At 75.4% G+C, this 16191-nt stretch carries 19 protein-coding genes; 13 read left to right on the top strand and 6 right to left on the bottom strand.

The genetic code is table 11. The features are described from left to right. Nucleotides 1-28 precede the first annotated feature (28 nt). A complete protein-coding gene (sepH, locus tag E4A51_RS16670) occupies nucleotides 29-1108 on the bottom strand; it encodes a septation protein SepH (protein ID WP_134852408.1) in 1080 nt (359 codons plus the stop codon). Between the two features lie 167 nt (nucleotides 1109-1275). Between sepH and E4A51_RS16665 the strand changes: the two genes are divergently transcribed. From E4A51_RS16665 to E4A51_RS16655, 3 genes are all read left to right on the top strand, one after another. After that, nucleotides 1276-1860 carry a TRIC cation channel family protein gene (locus E4A51_RS16665; protein ID WP_233421057.1) on the top strand — a complete coding sequence of 195 codons (585 nt, stop codon included), beginning with the start codon at nucleotides 1276-1278 and terminating at the stop codon, nucleotides 1858-1860. Nucleotides 1861-1900: 40 nt separating this feature from the next. Next, on the top strand, nucleotides 1901-2731 hold the full coding sequence (locus E4A51_RS16660) for an inositol monophosphatase family protein (RefSeq protein WP_070318915.1): 831 nt from the start codon (nucleotides 1901-1903) through the stop codon (nucleotides 2729-2731). A 269-nt stretch (nucleotides 2732-3000) separates the two neighbouring features. Further along, nucleotides 3001-3300 carry a DUF4193 domain-containing protein gene (locus E4A51_RS16655; RefSeq protein ID WP_029287753.1) on the top strand — a complete coding sequence of 100 codons (300 nt, stop codon included), beginning with the start codon at nucleotides 3001-3003 and terminating at the stop codon, nucleotides 3298-3300. 61 nt (nucleotides 3301-3361) lie between these two features. On the opposite strand, the gene E4A51_RS16650 is transcribed toward E4A51_RS16655, so the two are convergent. Then, complete coding sequence (locus E4A51_RS16650) at nucleotides 3362-3880, bottom strand: DUF3093 domain-containing protein (RefSeq protein ID WP_134852407.1); 519 nt, start codon at nucleotides 3878-3880, stop codon at nucleotides 3362-3364. 104 nt (nucleotides 3881-3984) lie between these two features. On the opposite strand from E4A51_RS16650, the gene dut reads away from it, so the two are divergent. The 4 genes from dut to E4A51_RS16630 all read left to right on the top strand — a co-directional run bounded on the left by dut (nucleotide 3985) and on the right by E4A51_RS16630 (nucleotide 6452). Further along, entirely contained in the window at nucleotides 3985-4491 is a 507-nt protein-coding gene (dut, locus tag E4A51_RS16645; RefSeq protein WP_240696524.1) for a dUTP diphosphatase, read from the top strand. A 110-nt stretch (nucleotides 4492-4601) separates the two neighbouring features. Continuing rightward, nucleotides 4602-5315, top strand: a complete 714-nt coding sequence (locus E4A51_RS16640; RefSeq protein ID WP_070318913.1) for a DUF3710 domain-containing protein — start codon at nucleotides 4602-4604, stop codon at nucleotides 5313-5315. Next, nucleotides 5312-5683, top strand: coding sequence for an OB-fold nucleic acid binding domain-containing protein (locus E4A51_RS16635; RefSeq protein WP_046528265.1), 372 nt, complete (start codon nucleotides 5312-5314; stop codon nucleotides 5681-5683). Before E4A51_RS16640 ends, E4A51_RS16635 begins: the two co-directional genes overlap by 4 nt. 4 nt (nucleotides 5684-5687) lie before the next feature. After that, nucleotides 5688-6452, top strand: coding sequence for a DUF3159 domain-containing protein (locus E4A51_RS16630; protein WP_046528266.1), 765 nt, complete (start codon nucleotides 5688-5690; stop codon nucleotides 6450-6452). On the opposite strand, the gene E4A51_RS16625 is transcribed toward E4A51_RS16630, so the two are convergent. Together E4A51_RS16625 and E4A51_RS16620 are read right to left on the bottom strand one after the other, a co-directional pair. Next, nucleotides 6385-7059, bottom strand: coding sequence for a TrkA family potassium uptake protein (locus E4A51_RS16625; protein ID WP_046528267.1), 675 nt, complete (start codon nucleotides 7057-7059; stop codon nucleotides 6385-6387). The two genes, E4A51_RS16630 and E4A51_RS16625, sit on opposite strands and share 68 nt — an antisense overlap. Next, on the bottom strand, nucleotides 7056-7706 hold the full coding sequence (locus E4A51_RS16620; RefSeq protein WP_046530491.1) for a TrkA family potassium uptake protein: 651 nt from the start codon (nucleotides 7704-7706) through the stop codon (nucleotides 7056-7058). Before E4A51_RS16620 ends, E4A51_RS16625 begins: the two co-directional genes overlap by 4 nt. 118 nt (nucleotides 7707-7824) lie before the next feature. Here E4A51_RS16620 and E4A51_RS16615 point away from each other — a divergent pair, with 118 nt between their 5' ends. Both E4A51_RS16615 and E4A51_RS16610 read left to right on the top strand, forming a co-directional pair. Then, complete coding sequence (locus E4A51_RS16615) at nucleotides 7825-9828, top strand: APC family permease (protein WP_046528268.1); 2004 nt, start codon at nucleotides 7825-7827, stop codon at nucleotides 9826-9828. Further along, a complete protein-coding gene (locus tag E4A51_RS16610) occupies nucleotides 9818-11074 on the top strand; it encodes a class I SAM-dependent RNA methyltransferase (protein WP_070318911.1) in 1257 nt (418 codons plus the stop codon). Before E4A51_RS16615 ends, E4A51_RS16610 begins: the two co-directional genes overlap by 11 nt. 84 nt (nucleotides 11075-11158) lie before the next feature. On the opposite strand, the gene E4A51_RS18460 is transcribed toward E4A51_RS16610, so the two are convergent. Together E4A51_RS18460 and E4A51_RS16605 are read right to left on the bottom strand one after the other, a co-directional pair. Beyond that, a complete protein-coding gene (locus tag E4A51_RS18460; RefSeq protein WP_167748945.1) occupies nucleotides 11159-11332 on the bottom strand; it encodes a hypothetical protein in 174 nt (57 codons plus the stop codon). After that, nucleotides 11329-11592: a helix-turn-helix domain-containing protein gene (locus tag E4A51_RS16605; protein WP_134852405.1), complete on the bottom strand. Its 264-nt coding sequence runs from the start codon at nucleotides 11590-11592 to the stop codon at nucleotides 11329-11331. The genes E4A51_RS18460 and E4A51_RS16605 overlap by 4 nt, the downstream gene beginning before the upstream one ends. A gap of 202 nt (nucleotides 11593-11794) precedes the next feature. Between E4A51_RS16605 and E4A51_RS16600 the strand changes: the two genes are divergently transcribed. The 4 genes from E4A51_RS16600 (at nucleotide 11795) to acnA (ending at nucleotide 16181) form a co-directional block, all read left to right on the top strand. Next, on the top strand, nucleotides 11795-12409 hold the full coding sequence (locus E4A51_RS16600; protein WP_070318909.1) for a hypothetical protein: 615 nt from the start codon (nucleotides 11795-11797) through the stop codon (nucleotides 12407-12409). A gap of 110 nt (nucleotides 12410-12519) precedes the next feature. Beyond that, nucleotides 12520-12924: an ImmA/IrrE family metallo-endopeptidase gene (locus E4A51_RS16595; protein ID WP_052748189.1), complete on the top strand. Its 405-nt coding sequence runs from the start codon at nucleotides 12520-12522 to the stop codon at nucleotides 12922-12924. Between the two features lie 110 nt (nucleotides 12925-13034). Next, nucleotides 13035-13199 (top strand): hypothetical protein, encoded by a 165-nt coding sequence (locus tag E4A51_RS16590; protein ID WP_046528270.1) that lies wholly within the window; start codon nucleotides 13035-13037, stop codon nucleotides 13197-13199. A 252-nt stretch (nucleotides 13200-13451) separates the two neighbouring features. Beyond that, the gene (acnA, locus tag E4A51_RS16585) at nucleotides 13452-16181 is read left to right on the top strand and encodes an aconitate hydratase AcnA (RefSeq protein ID WP_070318907.1); all 2730 of its coding nucleotides are present in this window, start codon (nucleotides 13452-13454) and stop codon (nucleotides 16179-16181) included. Nucleotides 16182-16191 lie beyond the last annotated feature (10 nt).

Raw genomic sequence — 16191 nt, 5'->3', positions numbered from 1 at the left:
CAGCCGCGGATCGGGGGAACGTGCGGCGTCACTCGGGCTTGGCGCCGAACACGATCTCGTCCCAGCTCGGCACCTTGGCGCGCGTGCGCCGCGTCCGCCGCTCGGGCGCGGCCGGGCGCTCCGGCTCGGGTGCGGGCGCGTCGTCGGACGCCACCGGCTCGTCCGGCACGAGCGCGGGCACCGGAGCCGTCGGTGCGGCCGGCGCACGCTCGCCGCGCGGTGGCGTGAGCACGACGGCCTCGCGCCCCGGGTTGGCGTCGACGGGGTGCGCGCCGGGCACGTCGAGCTCGTGGGCCGTGGGCACGTCGTCACCGCCGCCGGGGCCGCTCGCCGAGAAGTCGAACGCGTGCTGCGGGCCGAAGCCCTCGAACTCCTCGTCGTCGCCCTCGAGCTCGAGGGGCTGCCGGACGCCGCGGCGCTGCCGCAGCTCGTCGAGCAGCACGTGCGTCGGCTCCGGCTCGGGTGCGGCCGGCTCCTGCATCGTGTCGAGGTCGAACACGACGTCGCGGACGGCCGCCAGGTGGCGCCGCGCCGCGGGCTCGTCGATCTCCGTCTCCGACAGCCAGCGGGCCTCGTCCTCGTCGGCCACGACCGTGCGGCGCACCGGGTCGTACGACCAGCGGGCCTCGCGCGGCTCCTCGGACACCACGAACCGCGCGACGACCGTCCACGGCCCCGTGCCCTCACGCGCGGCGTCCCACGACAGCGACGCGACGTCGACGCCGCGCGCCGCGAGGCGGTCCGTGACGAGCTCGCCCAGCAGCGGCGCCCCCGAGTCGCGGCCCACGCGCGTCGCGCGGGCCTGCTCGGCGACGTACTCGCGCTCGGCGAGCACGGGCCCCTCGTAGCGGCGGACCGACTCGACGGGCACGCCCGCGGCGTCGGCGACCTCCTGCGCGGTGGCACCGGCCCGGATGCGCGACTGGATCTCGCGCGGGCTCAGCGACCCCGCCTGCTCGGCCCGCAGCTGCTCGAGCTGCGGCCGGTCGCGGCGCACCGCCGCGCGCAGCGGGTCGTCGATGCGCACGCGGAAACGCTGCCCGTCGGCCGCGACCAGGACGAGGTGCTCCCCGTCCTCGTGGAGTCCGACCAGCTCCAGCTCACCCATACGACCTCCCGCTGTCCACGCAGGAGCCTGCCACCGATCCGCCCGGAACGCGTGCACCCCGGCCCGGTGCGCCGTGAGGTCGTCGTCACGTGCGGGAGGATGGCGCCGTGCTGCCCGAGCTGCCGGTCGAACCGGTCCTGGAGGTCGTCGGCGTCTTCGTGGCCGCCATGTCCGGCGCGCTCGCCGCCGTGCGCAAGCAGTTCGACCTGTTCGGGCTGCTCGTGCTGGCGTGGGCGACCGGTCTGGGCGGCGGCGTGCTGCGCGACCTGCTGATCGGCGCCGTGCCGCCCGTCGGCATCAGCGACGTGCGGCTCATGGGCGCCGCGCTCGCGGGCGGGCTCGTCATGTACTTCGGGCACCCGCGCCTCGAGCGCGCGCGCCGCGTGATCGTCGTGCTGGACGCGGGCGCGCTCGCGCTGTTCGCGGTGGTCGGCACGGTCAAGGGGCTGGAGCACGGCACGACCGCGCTCGCCGCGATCGTCGTGGGCGTGCTCACGGGCGTCGGGGGCGGGATCCTGCGCGACCTGCTCACGGGCGAGGTGCCGGTCGTGCTGCACCACCGTCAGCTCTACGCGGTGCCCGCGCTGCTCGGGTCGGCCGCGACGGTCGCGCTGTGGCACCTGGGGCTGGCCGGCGCCGTCGGCCTCTCCGCGGTCGCCGTCGGGGTGTTCGCGCTGCGCGTGCTCGCGCTGCGGTTCGACCTCAACGCGCCGGGGCCGTGGCGCGCGCCGGGCGCCTCCCGCCAGCGATGACGGGCCCGGGGCCGGCGGCGCGCTGCGGCAGGATGGGTCCGTGACCGTCCCCGCCGCACCGTCCGTCACCGAGCTCGTCGCCGTCGCCGAGGAGGTCGCGCGCGCCGCCGGCCGCCTCGTGCACGACGGGCGCCCCGAGACCGTGGGCGTCGCCGCCACCAAGTCCAGCGCCGTCGACGTCGTCACCGCGATGGACCTCGCGAGCGAGGACCTCGTGCGCCGCACGCTCGCGCGCCTGCGCCCCGACGACGCCGTGCTCGGCGAGGAGGGGGGCAGCACCGCAGGCACCTCGGGGGTCACGTGGGTCGTCGACCCCATCGACGGCACCGTCAACTACCTCTACGGGCTGCCCGCGTACGCCGTGAGCGTCGCGGCCGTCGCCGGTGACCCCGACCCGGCCACCTGGACCGTGCTCGCGGGCTGCGTGCACGCACCCGCGACGGGGGAGACGTGGACCGCCGCGCGCGGCCACGGCGCCCGTCTGGACGGCCGCCCGCTCGCGCTGACGACCGCGCCCCCGCTGGACCGCTGCCTCGTCGGCACCGGGTTCGGGTACGTCGCGGACCGGCGCCGCGGCCAGGCGCGCGTCCTGGCCGCGCTGCTCCCGCAGGTGCGGGACGTGCGTCGCATCGGCGCCGCCGCGATCGACCTCTGCCAGGTCGCGACCGGACGTCTCGACCTCTACTACGAGCGTGGACTGCAGCCCTGGGACCTCGCCGCCGCGTCGCTCGTCGTGCAGGAGGCCGGCGGCGTCGTGCAGGGCCTGCGGGGCGCGCCCGCGGGGTCGGCGATGACCGTCGCGGGCGCCGCGGCGCGCGTCGGCGAGCTCACGACGCTGCTCGAGGACCTCGACGCCGACACCGGTCCGTGAGCGTGGGGCGGACCCACGGGGCGCCCGGTCGCCCCGCGGGGGTGAGATCCGCCTCGTACGGTCCGTCCCGAGGCGGCCTGGCCTGCGAGGACGTGGTCCGGTCGGTGACGGTTCGCCGGGTCTGACCACCTGGGCGCGCGTCCGTGTTCGCATCCGCGCCCGCGGTGGGGCACAATCCGTCCGCGCGGGGGGAACAAAACACTGCCGTGGTGCATTGATCCCGCGTACCACGACCCACTGCTGCAGAAGACGGAGTGTGACGCTCACACATGGCAACCGACTACGACGCCCCGCGCAAGACCGAGGAGGACCTGAGCGAGGACTCGCTCCAGGAGCTCCAGGCCCGGCGCTCCGACAAGAACTCGGGCGTGGTGGACGAGGACGAGACGGAGGCGGCCGAGGGGTTCGAGCTCCCCGGCGCCGACCTGTCCGGCGAAGAGCTGTCCGTCCGCGTCCTGCCCCGACAGGCCGACGAGTTCACGTGCTCGTCGTGCTTCCTGGTGCACCACCGCAGCCAGCTCGCGTACGAGCGCAACGGCCAGCCCGTGTGCTCGGAGTGCGCGGCCTGACGTCGCCCACGACGCCTCGACCGGCCGGTCGCCCCTGCGGGGGTGGCCGGCCGTCGTCGTGTCAGGCGGCCGGCGCGCCCGCGGCCTCGAGCGCCGCGACGAGCGCGTCCGGGCGCCGCGTCGAGACGATCCAGTAGGGCGTCGGGTCCTGCGGGTCCTCGACCTCGACCCGGACGCCGCCGCCGATCCACGACCGCAGGCACGCGAACGCGCGGGCGTCGAGCGCCGGTCCCAGCTCGGTGCGCAGAGCGGCGCGGTCCAGGACGCGCGGGGCGCGCAGCAGCGCGACGGGGATGCGCGCGTTCCCCGCGCGCAGCACGCCGTCGACCACCTCGACGCGGGGTGTCGTCAGGACCGCTCCCGCCAGGCCGGCGAGCAGCGCGACGACGCCGACGACGAGCGCGAGCCGTGCGTCGACGGGGACGAACGCGACCCCGAGCACGCCCGCGAACGCGACGACCCCGCCCCAGCCCACGGCGCCCGGCCACAGCCGCTCGCGGAAGGGCGCGTCCACGGCGGCGGTGCGCGGCGACGGGGGCTCGGGCGAGACGGGCGTGACCGGGTCGGGCGTCGGGGTCATGCGCACAGGATCTCATCGTCGCCGGGCCGCGGGCGTCGTCCCGGACGGCAGCCGCGCCGCGACGCGCGCGTCGCGGCGCCCCGGGCGCGGTAGGGTCGGCCCCCGTGACCGGGACCCACCGCACCGATGGCGTCCAGGTGCTGCTGCAGCGCCTCGACGCCGACCTGCCCGCCCCCGCGTACGCGCACCCCGGTGACGCGGGCGCCGACCTGGTGGCGCGCGTCGACGTCGTGCTCGGCCCGGGTGAGCGCGCGACCGTCCCCACCGGTGTCGCGATCGCGCTGCCCGAGGGGTACGCCGCGTTCGTGCACCCGCGCTCGGGCCTCGCGGCGCGCCACGGCCTCACGGTCGTCAACGCGCCCGGCACGGTGGACGCCGGGTACCGCGGCGAGATCGCCGTGACGCTGCTCAACACCGACCGCGAGCAGCCGCTCGAGCTGCGCCGCGGCGACCGCATCGCCCAGCTCGTCGTGCAGCGCGTCGAGCACGCGAGGTTCGTCGAGGTCGCGCAGCTGCCGGGCTCCGTGCGCGGTGCGGGCGGGTTCGGCTCGAGCGGCGGCTGGGCCGGCGCGGGTGCCGGAGCAGGCGCGGGCGCGGGCGCCGGGACCTGACGCGGGACCGGCCCCTGCGCCGGGATCGGAACTACTGTCGACGTCGCGGTCGTTGTGACGTCAGAGGACTGCAGGACGAGGGCGCTCGGCGCCGGTCGGAGGAAGCGAACGTGGGTCTGTTCCGTCGTGGCCCCAAGGAGGACGACGCGCGCGACGCCGCCGTCGACGTCCCGCAGGACGCCGCCGTCGCCGAGGTCGAGGCGGCCCCCGAGCTCGGTGACGCCCGCGGACCGTGGGACGTCGACGCGACGCACCCCGAGATGCCGCGCGTCGACCTCGGTGCCATCCGGCTGCCGCAGGTCGACGGCATGGAGGTGCGCCTCGAGGTCGACAAGGCGACCAACGTGGTGTCCGCGGTCGCCGTGCTCCTCGACGGCTCGTCGCTGCAGCTCCAGGCGTTCGCCGCGCCCCGGACCGAGGGCATCTGGGACGAGATCCGCGAGGAGATCGCCGCCTCGATCACCCAGCAGGGCGGCACCGTCGACGACCTGCCCGGCCCGTACGGCCGCGAGCTGCTCGCGCGGCTGCCCGTGCGCACCCCCGAGGGGCGCACGGGTCACCGCCCGGCACGGTTCCTCGGCACGGACGGACCGCGCTGGTTCCTGCGCGGCGTGCTCACCGGCCGTGCGGCCGTCGAGCCGGACGCGGCCGGGCGGCTCGAGGACCTCTTCGGGCAGGTCGTCGTCGTGCGCGGCACCGACGCCCGGCCCCCGCGGGACCTGCTGCCGCTGCAGCTGCCCGGCGGCGCCACGCCCCCGCCCCCGCCTGCGGCCCCCCGCCTCGCGCCGCCCGAGCGCGGGCCCGAGATCACGGAGATCGGATGACCACGCTGCGCGACCGCGTGCGCAAGGCCCTCGCGTCGCAGGCCGAGATCGAGGCCGACGAGGAGCGCGCCGACGCCGTGAGCGTGCCCGGGTGCTGCCCGGTCGACGCGCTGCCGCACCGCGCGCGCGCCTCGGTGTCCGGCGTGCTGCGCTCCGTCACGCTGCGGCCGCGCGAGGGCGTGCCCGCGCTCGAGGCCGAGCTGTACGACGGGTCCGGCACGCTCGACCTCGTGTGGCTCGGCCGGCGCAGCATCGCCGGCATCGAGCCCGGCCGGCGGCTCAAGGTCGACGGGATGGTGTGCCTCGTCGACGGCCGCCGCACGATCTTCAACCCGCGCTACGAGCTGCGCGCCCGACCGGGGGAGTGACCCGATGACCGCACCGCGCGACGACGCCCGTGACGACGAGCCGGTCGTCCTCGACGCGGTCGACGACGTCGTGCCGCCCGAGGAGGGCGGCGCCCGCGGCCTGCGGTCGCTGACGGCCGAGCAGTTCTCGGCCGTCGACGCGCTCGGCGGCGTGCGCGGCATGGTCGAGGCGGTCGCGCCCGGGCTGCTGTTCGTCGTGGTCTACATCGCGGCGGGTCAACGCCTGCAGCCCGCGCTGATCTCGGCGGCCGCCGCCGCCGCGCTCGCGGTCGTCGCGCGTCTCGTGCAGCGCACGCCCGTGACGCAGGCGTTCTCGGGCGTGCTCGGCGTGGGCGTCGGCGTGATCTGGGCGTGGCGCACCGGCGACGCGGGCGACTACTTCGCGTACGGCCTCATCGTCAACGCCGCCTACCTGGTGGGCACGCTCGCGACGATCGTCGTCGGGTGGCCGCTCGTCGGGCTCGTCGTCGGGATGTTCAGCAACCGCGGCCCGCTCGCGGGCGGCACGTGGGGCGGTGCGCTCGAGTGGCGCGCGGAGCCCGCGCTGCGCCGCCGCTACGCGCTCGCGACCTGGCCCTGGGTGGCGATGTTCGGGGTGCGCCTGCTCGTGCAGCTCCCGCTCTTCCTCGCCGGCCAGGTCGTGTGGCTGGGCACGGCGAAGCTCGCGATGGGCCTGCCGCTGACCGCCCTGACGCTGTGGCTCAGCTGGATGCTGGTCCGCGGGTCAGCAGGCGCTCGAGCGCCTGCTCGTCCGCCTCGTGCCCCGTGACGAACAGCAGCTCGTCACGGCCCTCGAGCGTGTCGTCGGGGCTCGGCGCCAGCGGGCGCGCGTCGCGGACGATGCACGCGAGCACGGTGTCCGCGGGCCACTCGACCTGACCGACGCGCACGCCCGCGAGGGGTGAGCCCTCGGGCAGCGTGAGCTCGAGGATGTCCGCCTTCGACTGGTGGAACGTGAAGATCCGCACGAGGTCGCCGACGGCGACGGCCTCCTCGACCATCGCCGTCATGATGCGCGGCGTCGACACGGCCACGTCGACGCCCCACGCGTCGTCGAACATCCACTCGTTCTTCGGGTTGTTGACGCGCGCGACCGTGCGCGGCACGCCGAACTCCGTCTTCGCGAGCAGCGACACCACGAGGTTCGCCTTGTCGTCGCCCGTCGCGGCGACCATGACGTCGCACTCGTCGGCGCGGACCTCGCGGAGCGTGGGGAGCTCGCACGCGTCGGCCAGCAGCCAGTCCGCCTCGGCGACCTGCGCGACCCGCATCGCCGACGGCTGCCGGTCGATCAGCGTGACCTCGTGGTCGTGCGCGAGCAGCTCGCGCGCGATGGACCGGCCGACGGACCCGGCGCCGGCGATGACGACCCTCATGACTCCACCTTCGGGGGCGAGGTGAGCACACGCTCCACGGCCGGCGCGTCCTCGACGCGCAGCAGCAGGTGCACGGTGTCGCTCTCCTGCAGGACGGAACCGGCCGTCGGCAGGACGCCGTCGCCGTAGCGCGTGAGGTACGCGACGCGCGCGCCGCTGGCCTCCTCGAGCGCGCGCAGCGGGCGTCCCACCCAGCCGGCGTGCACGTCGACCTGCGCGAGCTGGATCTGCCCCGAGGCGTCGCGGTACTCGTCGGTCGTGCCCATCGGCAGCATGCGGCGCAGCACCTGGTCGGAGGTCCACCGCACGGTCGCGACCGTGGGGATGCCCAGGCGCTGGTAGATCTCGGCGCGGTGCGGGTCGTAGATGCGGGCCACGACGTTCTCCACGCCGAACGTCTCGCGCACCACGCGCGCCGCGAGGATGTTCGAGTTGTCGCCGTCGGACACCGCGGCGAACGCGTACGTGTCGTCGATGCCGGCCGTGCGCAGGGTGTCGCGGTCGAAGCCGAGGCCGGTGACCTTGTTGCCCTGGAAGTCGGCGTCGAGACGGCGGAACGCGTCGGGGTTCTGGTCGATCACCGCGACCGAGTGGCCGCGGGCCTCCAGGGACTGCGCGAGCGTCGCCCCCACGCGCCCGCATCCCATGATGACGAAGTGCACAGCCGGTCACGCTATACCCCGCGGGCGCTCTCGCGCGCCCGTCGCGGCGGGTCCCGCGCGGGGCCTGTGAGCCGGGGGCCCCGCGGGCATACGATCGCTGCTCGTGTCGGACCTCGCAGACGCCGCCAAACGGCTCGTGCTCGGCCGGCCGGTCCGCAGCGACCGGCTGGGCCACACCCTCCTGCCCAAGCGCATCGCGCTGCCCGTCTTCGCGTCCGACGCGCTCTCGTCCGTGGCGTACGCGCCCGACGAGATCCTGCTGACGCTGTCGCTCGCCGGGCTCACGGCGCTGACCATCTCGCCGTGGGTCGGGATCGCGGTCGCGCTCGTGCTGCTCACGGTCGTCGCGTCGTACCGGCAGAACGTGCACGCCTACCCGTCGGGCGGCGGCGACTACGAGGTCGCGTCGGTCAACCTCGGGCCGCGCGCGGGCGTCACGGTCGCGAGCGCGCTGCTCGTGGACTACGTGCTCACGGTCGCGGTGTCGATCTCGTCGGGCGCGCAGTACGCGGCCACGGCGATCCCGGCGCTGCGCGGGCACGAGACGACGTTCGCGATCGGGCTGGTGGTCGCGCTGACGCTCGTCAACCTGCGGGGCGTCAAGGAGTCGGGGACGGCGTTCGCGATCCCGGTGTACCTCTTCATGGCGGCGATGGGGTCGATCGCCGTGGTCGGGGCCGTCCGCTACTTCACCGGCACGCTGCCCGCCGCCGAGAGCGCGGGCTTCGGCGTCGCCTCGGAGCCCGGGTTCGACCAGGGCCTCATGGGGCTCGCCGGCGGCTTCCTGGTGCTGCGCGCGTTCGCGTCGGGCTGCGCCGCGCTGACGGGCGTCGAGGCCATCAGCAACGGCGTGCCGGCGTTCAAGAAGCCCAAGTCCCGCAACGCCGCGACGACGCTGCTGCTGCTCGGGTCGATCTCGATCGCGATGATCCTGTCGATCCTGCTGCTCGCGCAGGCCACGGGCGTGAAGTTCGTCGACGACCCGGCGACGCAGCTGCTGCGCGACGGCGTGCCCGTCGGCGACGCGTACGAGCAGCACCCCGTCATCAGCCAGCTCGCGGCGTCGGTCTTCTCGGGCGTCGACGTGCTGTTCGTGGTGGTGTCGGTCGTGACGGGCCTGATCCTCGTGCTCGCCGCGAACACCGCGTTCAACGGGTTCCCCGTGCTCGGGTCGATCCTCGCCAAGGACGGCTACCTGCCGCGCCAGCTGCACACGCGCGGCGACCGCCTCGCGTTCTCCAACGGCATCCTCACGCTCGCCGCCGCCGCGATCGCGCTCATCTGGGCGTTCGACGCGCAGGTCACGCGGCTCATCCAGCTGTACATCGTCGGCGTGTTCGTGTCGTTCACGCTGTCGCAGCTGGGCATGGTCAAGCACTGGACCCGCGAGCTGCGCACCGAGCCGGAGCCGCGCGCACGGGCGCGCATGCGCCGCTCGCGCGTCATCAACACCGTCGGCCTCGGCATGACGGGCACGGTGCTCGTCATCGTGCTCCTCACGAAGTTCACGCACGGCGCCTGGATCGCGATCCTCGCGATGGCCCTGGTCTTCGTCGCCATGCAGGGGGTGCACGAGCACTACCGCCGCGTGCGCGCCGAGCTCGCGCTGGCCGACGACGAGCAGGGGGCCCGCGCGCTGCCGAGCCGCGTGCACGCGGTCGTGCTGGTGTCGCACCTGCACCGCCCGACCATGCGCGCGCTGGCGTACGCCCGCGCGTCGCGGCCGAACGTGCTCGAGGCCGTCACCGTCGGGGTCGACGCGGACGACGTCGCCGCGCTGCGCGCGCAGTGGGACGCGGCCGACCTGCCGGTGCCGCTGCGCGTGCTGGACTCGCCGTTCCGCGAGATCACGCGCCCGGTGCTGACCTACGTGCGCTCGATCCGCCGCGAGAGCCCGCGCGACCTCGTCGTCGTGTACATCCCCGAGTACGTCGTGGGGCACTGGTGGGAGCAGCTGCTGCACAACCAGAGCGCGCTGCGCCTCAAGAGCCGTCTGCTGTTCACGCCCGGGGTGGTCGTGGCGTCCGTGCCGTGGCAGCTCGCGTCGAGCGAGGGGCAGACGGGGCTCGAGGACCCGGTCCGGGGTACCGTGCCGCGTGGCTACTGACACCCCCGGCGCGACGGTCGACCTCGAGATCGGGCCCGTGGCCCACGGCGGGCACTGCGTGGCCCGGCACGACGGGCGCGTCGTGTTCGTGCGGCACACCCTGCCGGGCGAGCGCGTCCGGGCGCGGCTCACCGACGCCGCGCCCGACGCGAAGTTCTGGCGCGCCGACGCGGTCGAGGTGCTCGACGCGTCGCCCGACCGCGTGCCGTCGGCGTGGCCCGCCGCCGGACCCGGCGGGGTCGGCGGGGGAGAGCTCGCGCACGTCGCGCTGCCCGCCCAGCGCGCCTGGAAGTCCGCCGTGCTGGCCGAGCAGCTGCGGCGGCTCGCGCGCGTCGACCTCGCCCCCGAGGTCGCGGGCGTCCCCGGGGACGACGAGCGCGGCGGCCTCGCGTGGCGCACGCGCATCGACCTGCACGTCGACGCCGAGGGACGCGCCGGGATGCGTCGGCACCGGTCGCACACGGTGCTGCCGCTGGCCGACATGCCGCTCGCGAGCGAGCACGTCGCGGCCCTCGGCCTGTTCGACCGGCGGTGGCCGGCGGGCACCCGCGTCGAGGCGGTCGCGCCCGCGGACGGCGCGACGCCGATCGTCCTGCTCGACGGTGCGCCGTTCGACCTGCACGCGAACCGGCCCGACCCCCGGCCGAACGCGCGCGCCGCCGTCCGCGAGCGGGTCGAGGTCGGTGCGACGACCTACGAGTACCGCGTGGCCGCGGCGGGCTTCTGGCAGGTGCACCGGGGAGCGCCCGCGCTGCTCACGTCGCGCGTGCTCGACGCGGTGGGCGACGTCGCGGGTGCCACCGTGCTGGACCTCTACGCGGGTGCGGGGCTGTTCTCGTCGCCGTTGGCCGACGCGGTCGGTCCCGACGGTCGGCTCGTGGCGGTCGAGGGTGACGAGCGTGCCGTGCGGGACGCGCGGCGCAACGCGCACGACCGGCCGCAGGTCGAGCTGCACGCGGGGGACGTCGCCGACGTGCTGACGGGGCGGCGCGGCGGCGTGCCCGCCGCGGCCGCGGCCGACGTCGTCGTGCTCGACCCGCCGCGGACGGGTGCCGGCCGGCGCGTCGTCGAGGCGGTCGCCGCGCTGCGACCCGAGCGGATCGTCTACGTCGCGTGCGACCCGGCGGCGCTGGCGCGCGACGTCGCCCTGCTCGCCGAGCGCGGGTGGACGGGGCTCGAGATCACGGGGCACGACCTGTTCCCCATGACGCACCACCTCGAGGCGGTCGCCGTCCTCACGCGCTGACGCGGCGCCCGCCGGCCGTCGCGGGGGGCGCGGGGCCGCCCGCGCTCGGCCGGCGGTCCGCGGCCGTCCCGTTCGCGGGCGGGCTCAGCCGACGCGGCGCGCGTGCGCGCGGTCGTCGTGCTCCGCGGCGTCGGCCCGCGCGTCGGCGGGCGACAGCCGGTCGGGCCCGACCCACGCGCAGCCGTGGCAGACCGCCCAGTGCACGACCGGCTCGTCCTCGTCGTCGTACTCGAGCTGGGCGCCGGCGGGTCGGGTCATGCGGGTCCTCCTGCGGGGGTGTCGGGCCGGACCGGGTCGCCGGTCCGGTCGTCGGGGCGCGGTTCGAACAGGTCGGCGCACGGCGTGTCGAGGCGGTCGGAGATCGCGCGGGCGAGCTGCGGCGTCACGGTGCGGAGCTGGCCGTTCTCGAGCTGCCACACCGTGGCCTGCGAGCGCCGCACGAGGAACGCGAGCTCGCGCTGGGTGAGCCGTCGCCGCACGCGCCGCTCGCGCAGCAGCGCCGGGTCCTTCACGCGCATCGACCTCTCCCCGTGTCGTCGGGCCGCCCATCATCGCCGCCCGGCGCGCGTACTGACAAGTGGTGTGCGCACCATGGATGCGCGCTGCGCACCGCGGTGCGCGCCACTTGTCGGGCGGTGGCCGCGGATCGCCGCTCCCATCTGCGACGATGGCCCCGTCGCTTGTCACGCAGGGTGGCGCGGCGGAGGAGGTGGCTCGCCCGTGGAGGGTCCGACGACGCTCGCCGACCTCGTCGCGCTCGCGCGCGAGCGCCGTCCGGGGGAGTCGCTCCGCTCCCTCGCGCGGGCCGCGCAGGACGCCGGCTTCGCGGTCGTGCACACGACGATCGCCGGGATCGCGTCCGGCAGGTACGACTCCGTGCCCTCGCCCGAGACCGTGCGCGCGCTCGCGTGGCTCGCGGGCGTGGACGAGGACCGCGCCATGGCGGCCGCGGCGCTCCCCGTGCCCCGCGAGCCGCTCGCGGACGCGCTGCCCGCGGGCGTCGACGCGCTGGGGCCGCGCTCGCGACGTGCCGTCGTGGAGGTCGCGCGGGCGCTCGTGCGTGCCGAGGGTGCGGCGGGCGGCGCCGCCGACGGACGGCTGGCCGCGGCGGTGCGCGACGAGGTCGCGCGCCGGCACGCCGCGCACGAGCTGCCCGCCCGGTTCCTGGTGCTGCCCGTGGACGACGCGGTCGAGGCCGTGCTGCGAGCCGCGCCCGAGCACGTCGCGGGTCTGGTCGACGCGACCGTCCTCGGGACGACGTGGGACGCGACGGTCGAGGGCTGGGCGGCGCGCGCCGGCGAGCCGGACCTGCCGCCCCTCCCGGACGCCGACTGAGCGCGCGTCGGACGTCCCGGGACGTCCGCACGCCCACCCGCCCGTCGGGCGGCGTCACGGCCTGTGGAGGGCCGGAGCGCGCGGCCGGTGGGCCGGGCTACCGTCGCCGCGTGGTGGAGCACCCCTGGCGGCGGCTGCGCGCCATGCCGCACGTGCGCCTGGTCTGGCGGCGGCTGCCGGGGGTCCTGGGGCTCACCGACGGGCGGTCGGTCGTCGTGCTGCACCCGGACCAGTCGCAGGCGCAGCGCCGGTGCACGCTCGCGCACGAGCTCGCCCACATCGAGCTCGGGCACGTGGGCGGCTGCACGCCGGCGCAGGAGCGCGAGGTGCGGGCGCTCGTCGCACGCCGCCTGGTGCCCGACGACGCGCTGCTCGCGGCGTGGCGCTGGACGCGGCACCCGCGCGAGCTCGCGGACGAGCTCGGCGTGGACGTGGCGACCGTCCTCGACCGGCTCGCGGGCCTCGACGAGGCCGGGCGCGCCCGCCTGCGCGCGGTCGACGACGGCGTCGCGTGACGTGCCCGCGGCCGGCGGTCGCGGCGCCCGTGCCGACGTCCTAGCGTGGGACGTGCGGCGCCGCACGGGCGGCGCGACGTCCATCCAGCGGAAGTCCCCGGGAGGTCACCATGACGGAGTCGCAGGACCGCGCGAGCCGGCTGGCCGAGGCCAAGCGCCTCGTGACCCAGGAGCTGCACAAGCAGGGCACGCCCGAGTACGACCCGCGCGCGTACGAGCGCGCCGTCGAGGCCGAGCGCAAGGCCGCCGAGGCGCTGCGCGCGCAGCAGGGCTGACGCGTCGGGCACCTGCCGGGCGTCCGGTGGTGACGAGGGGCGGTCCGCACGGCCGCCCCTCGTGGCGTGTCGGGGTGCGCGCGCGGGGGAGCCGACGCGCTACGATGTATCTCGACATCAAGATATAAGTGCACGACGGCCCGGTGGACGCCGGGCCCGCGCCGCGGCGCGCGCACCTAGGCTGGTGCGTCGGCCGCCCCCACCGCCGGGCACCCCCAGACGAGCCCGGCACTCGCCAGCGAAGGAGCACCCGTGAGCAGCGTCGACAGCTTCGGATCGAAGGGCACCCTCGAGGTCGGTGACGCCTCGTACGAGATCTACCGCCTCTCCGCCGTCCCCGGCGTCGAGCGCCTGCCGTACAGCCTCAAGATCCTCGCCGAGAACCTGCTGCGCACCGAGGACGGCGCCAACATCACGGCCGACCACGTGCGCGCGCTCGCCGGCTGGGACCCGGACGCCCAGCCCGACACCGAGATCCAGTTCACGCCCGCGCGCGTCATCATGCAGGACTTCACCGGCGTGCCCTGCGTGGTCGACCTCGCCACGATGCGCGAGGCGGTCGAGGACCTCGGCGGCGACGCGTCCCGCATCAACCCCCTCGCGCCCGCCGAGCTCGTGATCGACCACTCGGTGCAGATCGACGTCGCCGGCCGGCGCGACGCGTTCGAGCGCAACGTCGAGCTCGAGTACGAGCGCAACCGCGAGCGGTACCAGTTCCTGCGCTGGGGCCAGACCGCGTTCGACGACTTCAAGGTCGTCCCCCCGGGCACCGGCATCGTGCACCAGGTCAACATCGAGTACCTCGCGCGCGTCGTCATGGTCCGCGACGGCAAGGCCTACCCCGACACGTGCGTCGGCACCGACTCGCACACCACCATGGTCAACGGCCTGGGCGTGCTCGGGTGGGGCGTCGGCGGCATCGAGGCCGAGGCTGCGATGCTCGGCCAGCCGGTCTCGATGCTCATCCCGCGCGTCGTCGGCTTCAAGCTCACGGGCGAGATCCCCGCGGGCGTCACCGCGACGGACGTCGTGCTGACGATCACGCAGATGCTGCGCCAGCACGGCGTGGTCGGCAAGTTCGTCGAGTTCTACGGCGAGGGCGTCGCCTCGGTGCCGCTCGCGAACCGCGCGACCATCGGCAACATGAGCCCCGAGTTCGGCTCGACCGCCGCGATCTTCCCGATCGACTCGGTCACGCTCGACTACCTGCGCCTCACCGGCCGCAGCGAGGAGCAGCTCGCGCTCGTCGAGGCCTACGCGCAGGAGCAGGGCCTGTGGCACGACCCGTCGCGCGAGCCCGTGTTCTCCGAGTACCTCGAGCTCGACCTGTCGACCGTCGTGCCGTCGATCGCCGGGCCCAAGCGCCCGCAGGACCGCATCGAGCTCTCGCGCGCCAAGGAGCAGTTCCAGCGCGACCTGCCGACCTACGCGCCCGAGGTGCTCAACGGCGTCGACGAGGCCGAGCGCGAGTCGTTCCCCGCGTCCGACGCGCCGGCGATCACCGACACCGCGGCGCGCCGCTACCCGGTCACCGACTCCGAGGGGCGCGAGTTCGACCTCTTCCACGGCGCGGTCGCGATCGCGTCGATCACGTCGTGCACCAACACGTCGAACCCGTCGGTCATGCTCGCGGCCGCGCTGCTCGCCAAGAACGCTGTCGAGGCGGGCCTGAGCGCGCGCCCGTGGGTCAAGACGTCGATGGCGCCCGGCTCGCAGGTCGTGACGAACTACTACGAGAAGGCCGGCCTCTGGCCCTACCTCGAGAAGCTCGGCTTCCACCTCGTCGGCTACGGCTGCGCGACGTGCATCGGCAACTCCGGCCCGCTCGACGAGAAGGTGTCGGAGGCCGTGCAGGAGCACGACCTCGCGGTCGCCGCCGTGCTCTCGGGCAACCGGAACTTCGAGGGGCGCATCAACCCCGACGTGAAGATGAACTACCTCGCGTCGCCGCCGCTGGTCATCGCGTACGCGCTCGCGGGCACCATGGACTTCGACTTCGACAGCGAGCCGCTCGGCCGCACCGAGGACGGCCACCCCGTGTTCCTGCGGGACATCTGGCCGTCCGCCGAGCAGGTGCAGGCGACGATCGACGCGTCGATCGACCGCAAGATGTTCGAGGCCGACTACGCCGACGTGTTCGCGGGCGACGAGCGGTGGCGCTCGCTGCCTACGCCCGAGGGCGACACGTTCGCGTGGGACGCCGACTCGACGTACGTGCGCAAGCCCCCGTACTTCGAGGGCATGGGCGCGACGCCCGAGCCCGTCACCGACATCGCCGGTGCACGCGTGCTCGCCAAGCTCGGCGACTCGGTCACCACCGACCACATCAGCCCCGCCGGGTCCATCAAGGCGGACTCGCCGGCCGGGCAGTACCTCGCCGAGCACGGCGTCGAGCGCCGCGACTTCAACTCCTACGGCTCGCGCCGCGGGAACCACGAGGTCATGATCCGCGGCACGTTCGCGAACATCCGGCTGCGCAACCAGCTCGTCCCGGGCGTCGAGGGCGGTTTCACGGTCAACCACCTCACGGGCGAGCAGACGACGATCTACGACGCGTCGGTCGCCTACCAGGACGCGGGCGTCCCGCTCGTCGTGCTCGGCGGCAAGGAGTACGGCTCGGGTTCGTCGCGCGACTGGGCGGCCAAGGGCACGCGTCTGCTGGGCGTGCGCGCGGTCATCACCGAGTCGTTCGAGCGCATCCACCGCTCCAACCTCATCGGGATGGGCGTGCTGCCCCTGCAGTTCCCCGAGGGCGAGTCGGCCGACTCGCTGGGCCTCGACGGCACCGAGACGTTCGACATCTCCGGCGTCACGGCGCTCAACGAGGGCAGCACGCCGCGCACGGTCCGCGTCACGGCGACCAAGGCCGACGGCACGGTCGTCGCGTTCGACGCGGTCGTGCGCATCGACACCCCCGGCGAGGCGGACTACTACCGCAACGGCGGCATCCTGCAGTACGTGCTGCGCTCGCTCGTCGGCTGAGTCGACCCGC

Source organism: Cellulomonas sp. HD19AZ1, from assembly GCF_004535805.1.
GTDB lineage: Bacteria > Actinomycetota > Actinomycetes > Actinomycetales > Cellulomonadaceae > Cellulomonas > Cellulomonas iranensis.
This window is presented reverse-complemented; position numbering and strand designations above follow the sequence as displayed.

Coding starts and splice junctions, on each gene's coding strand:
- sepH (WP_134852408.1), bottom strand. CDS start 1,108: ATGGGTGAGCTGGAGCTGGTCGGACTCCACGAGGACGGGGAGCACCTC.
- E4A51_RS16665 (WP_233421057.1), top strand. CDS start 1,276: ATGTCCGGCGCGCTCGCCGCCGTGCGCAAGCAGTTCGACCTGTTCGGG.
- E4A51_RS16655 (WP_029287753.1), top strand. CDS start 3,001: ATGGCAACCGACTACGACGCCCCGCGCAAGACCGAGGAGGACCTGAGC.
- E4A51_RS16650 (WP_134852407.1), bottom strand. CDS start 3,880: ATGACCCCGACGCCCGACCCGGTCACGCCCGTCTCGCCCGAGCCCCCG.
- E4A51_RS16635 (WP_046528265.1), top strand. CDS start 5,312: ATGACCACGCTGCGCGACCGCGTGCGCAAGGCCCTCGCGTCGCAGGCC.
- E4A51_RS16630 (WP_046528266.1), top strand. CDS start 5,688: ATGACCGCACCGCGCGACGACGCCCGTGACGACGAGCCGGTCGTCCTC.
- E4A51_RS16625 (WP_046528267.1), bottom strand. CDS start 7,059: ATGAGGGTCGTCATCGCCGGCGCCGGGTCCGTCGGCCGGTCCATCGCG.
- E4A51_RS16620 (WP_046530491.1), bottom strand. CDS start 7,706: ATGGGATGCGGGCGCGTGGGGGCGACGCTCGCGCAGTCCCTGGAGGCC.
- E4A51_RS18460 (WP_167748945.1), bottom strand. CDS start 11,332: ATGACCCGACCCGCCGGCGCCCAGCTCGAGTACGACGACGAGGACGAG.
- E4A51_RS16605 (WP_134852405.1), bottom strand. CDS start 11,592: ATGCGCGTGAAGGACCCGGCGCTGCTGCGCGAGCGGCGCGTGCGGCGA.
- E4A51_RS16590 (WP_046528270.1), top strand. CDS start 13,035: ATGACGGAGTCGCAGGACCGCGCGAGCCGGCTGGCCGAGGCCAAGCGC.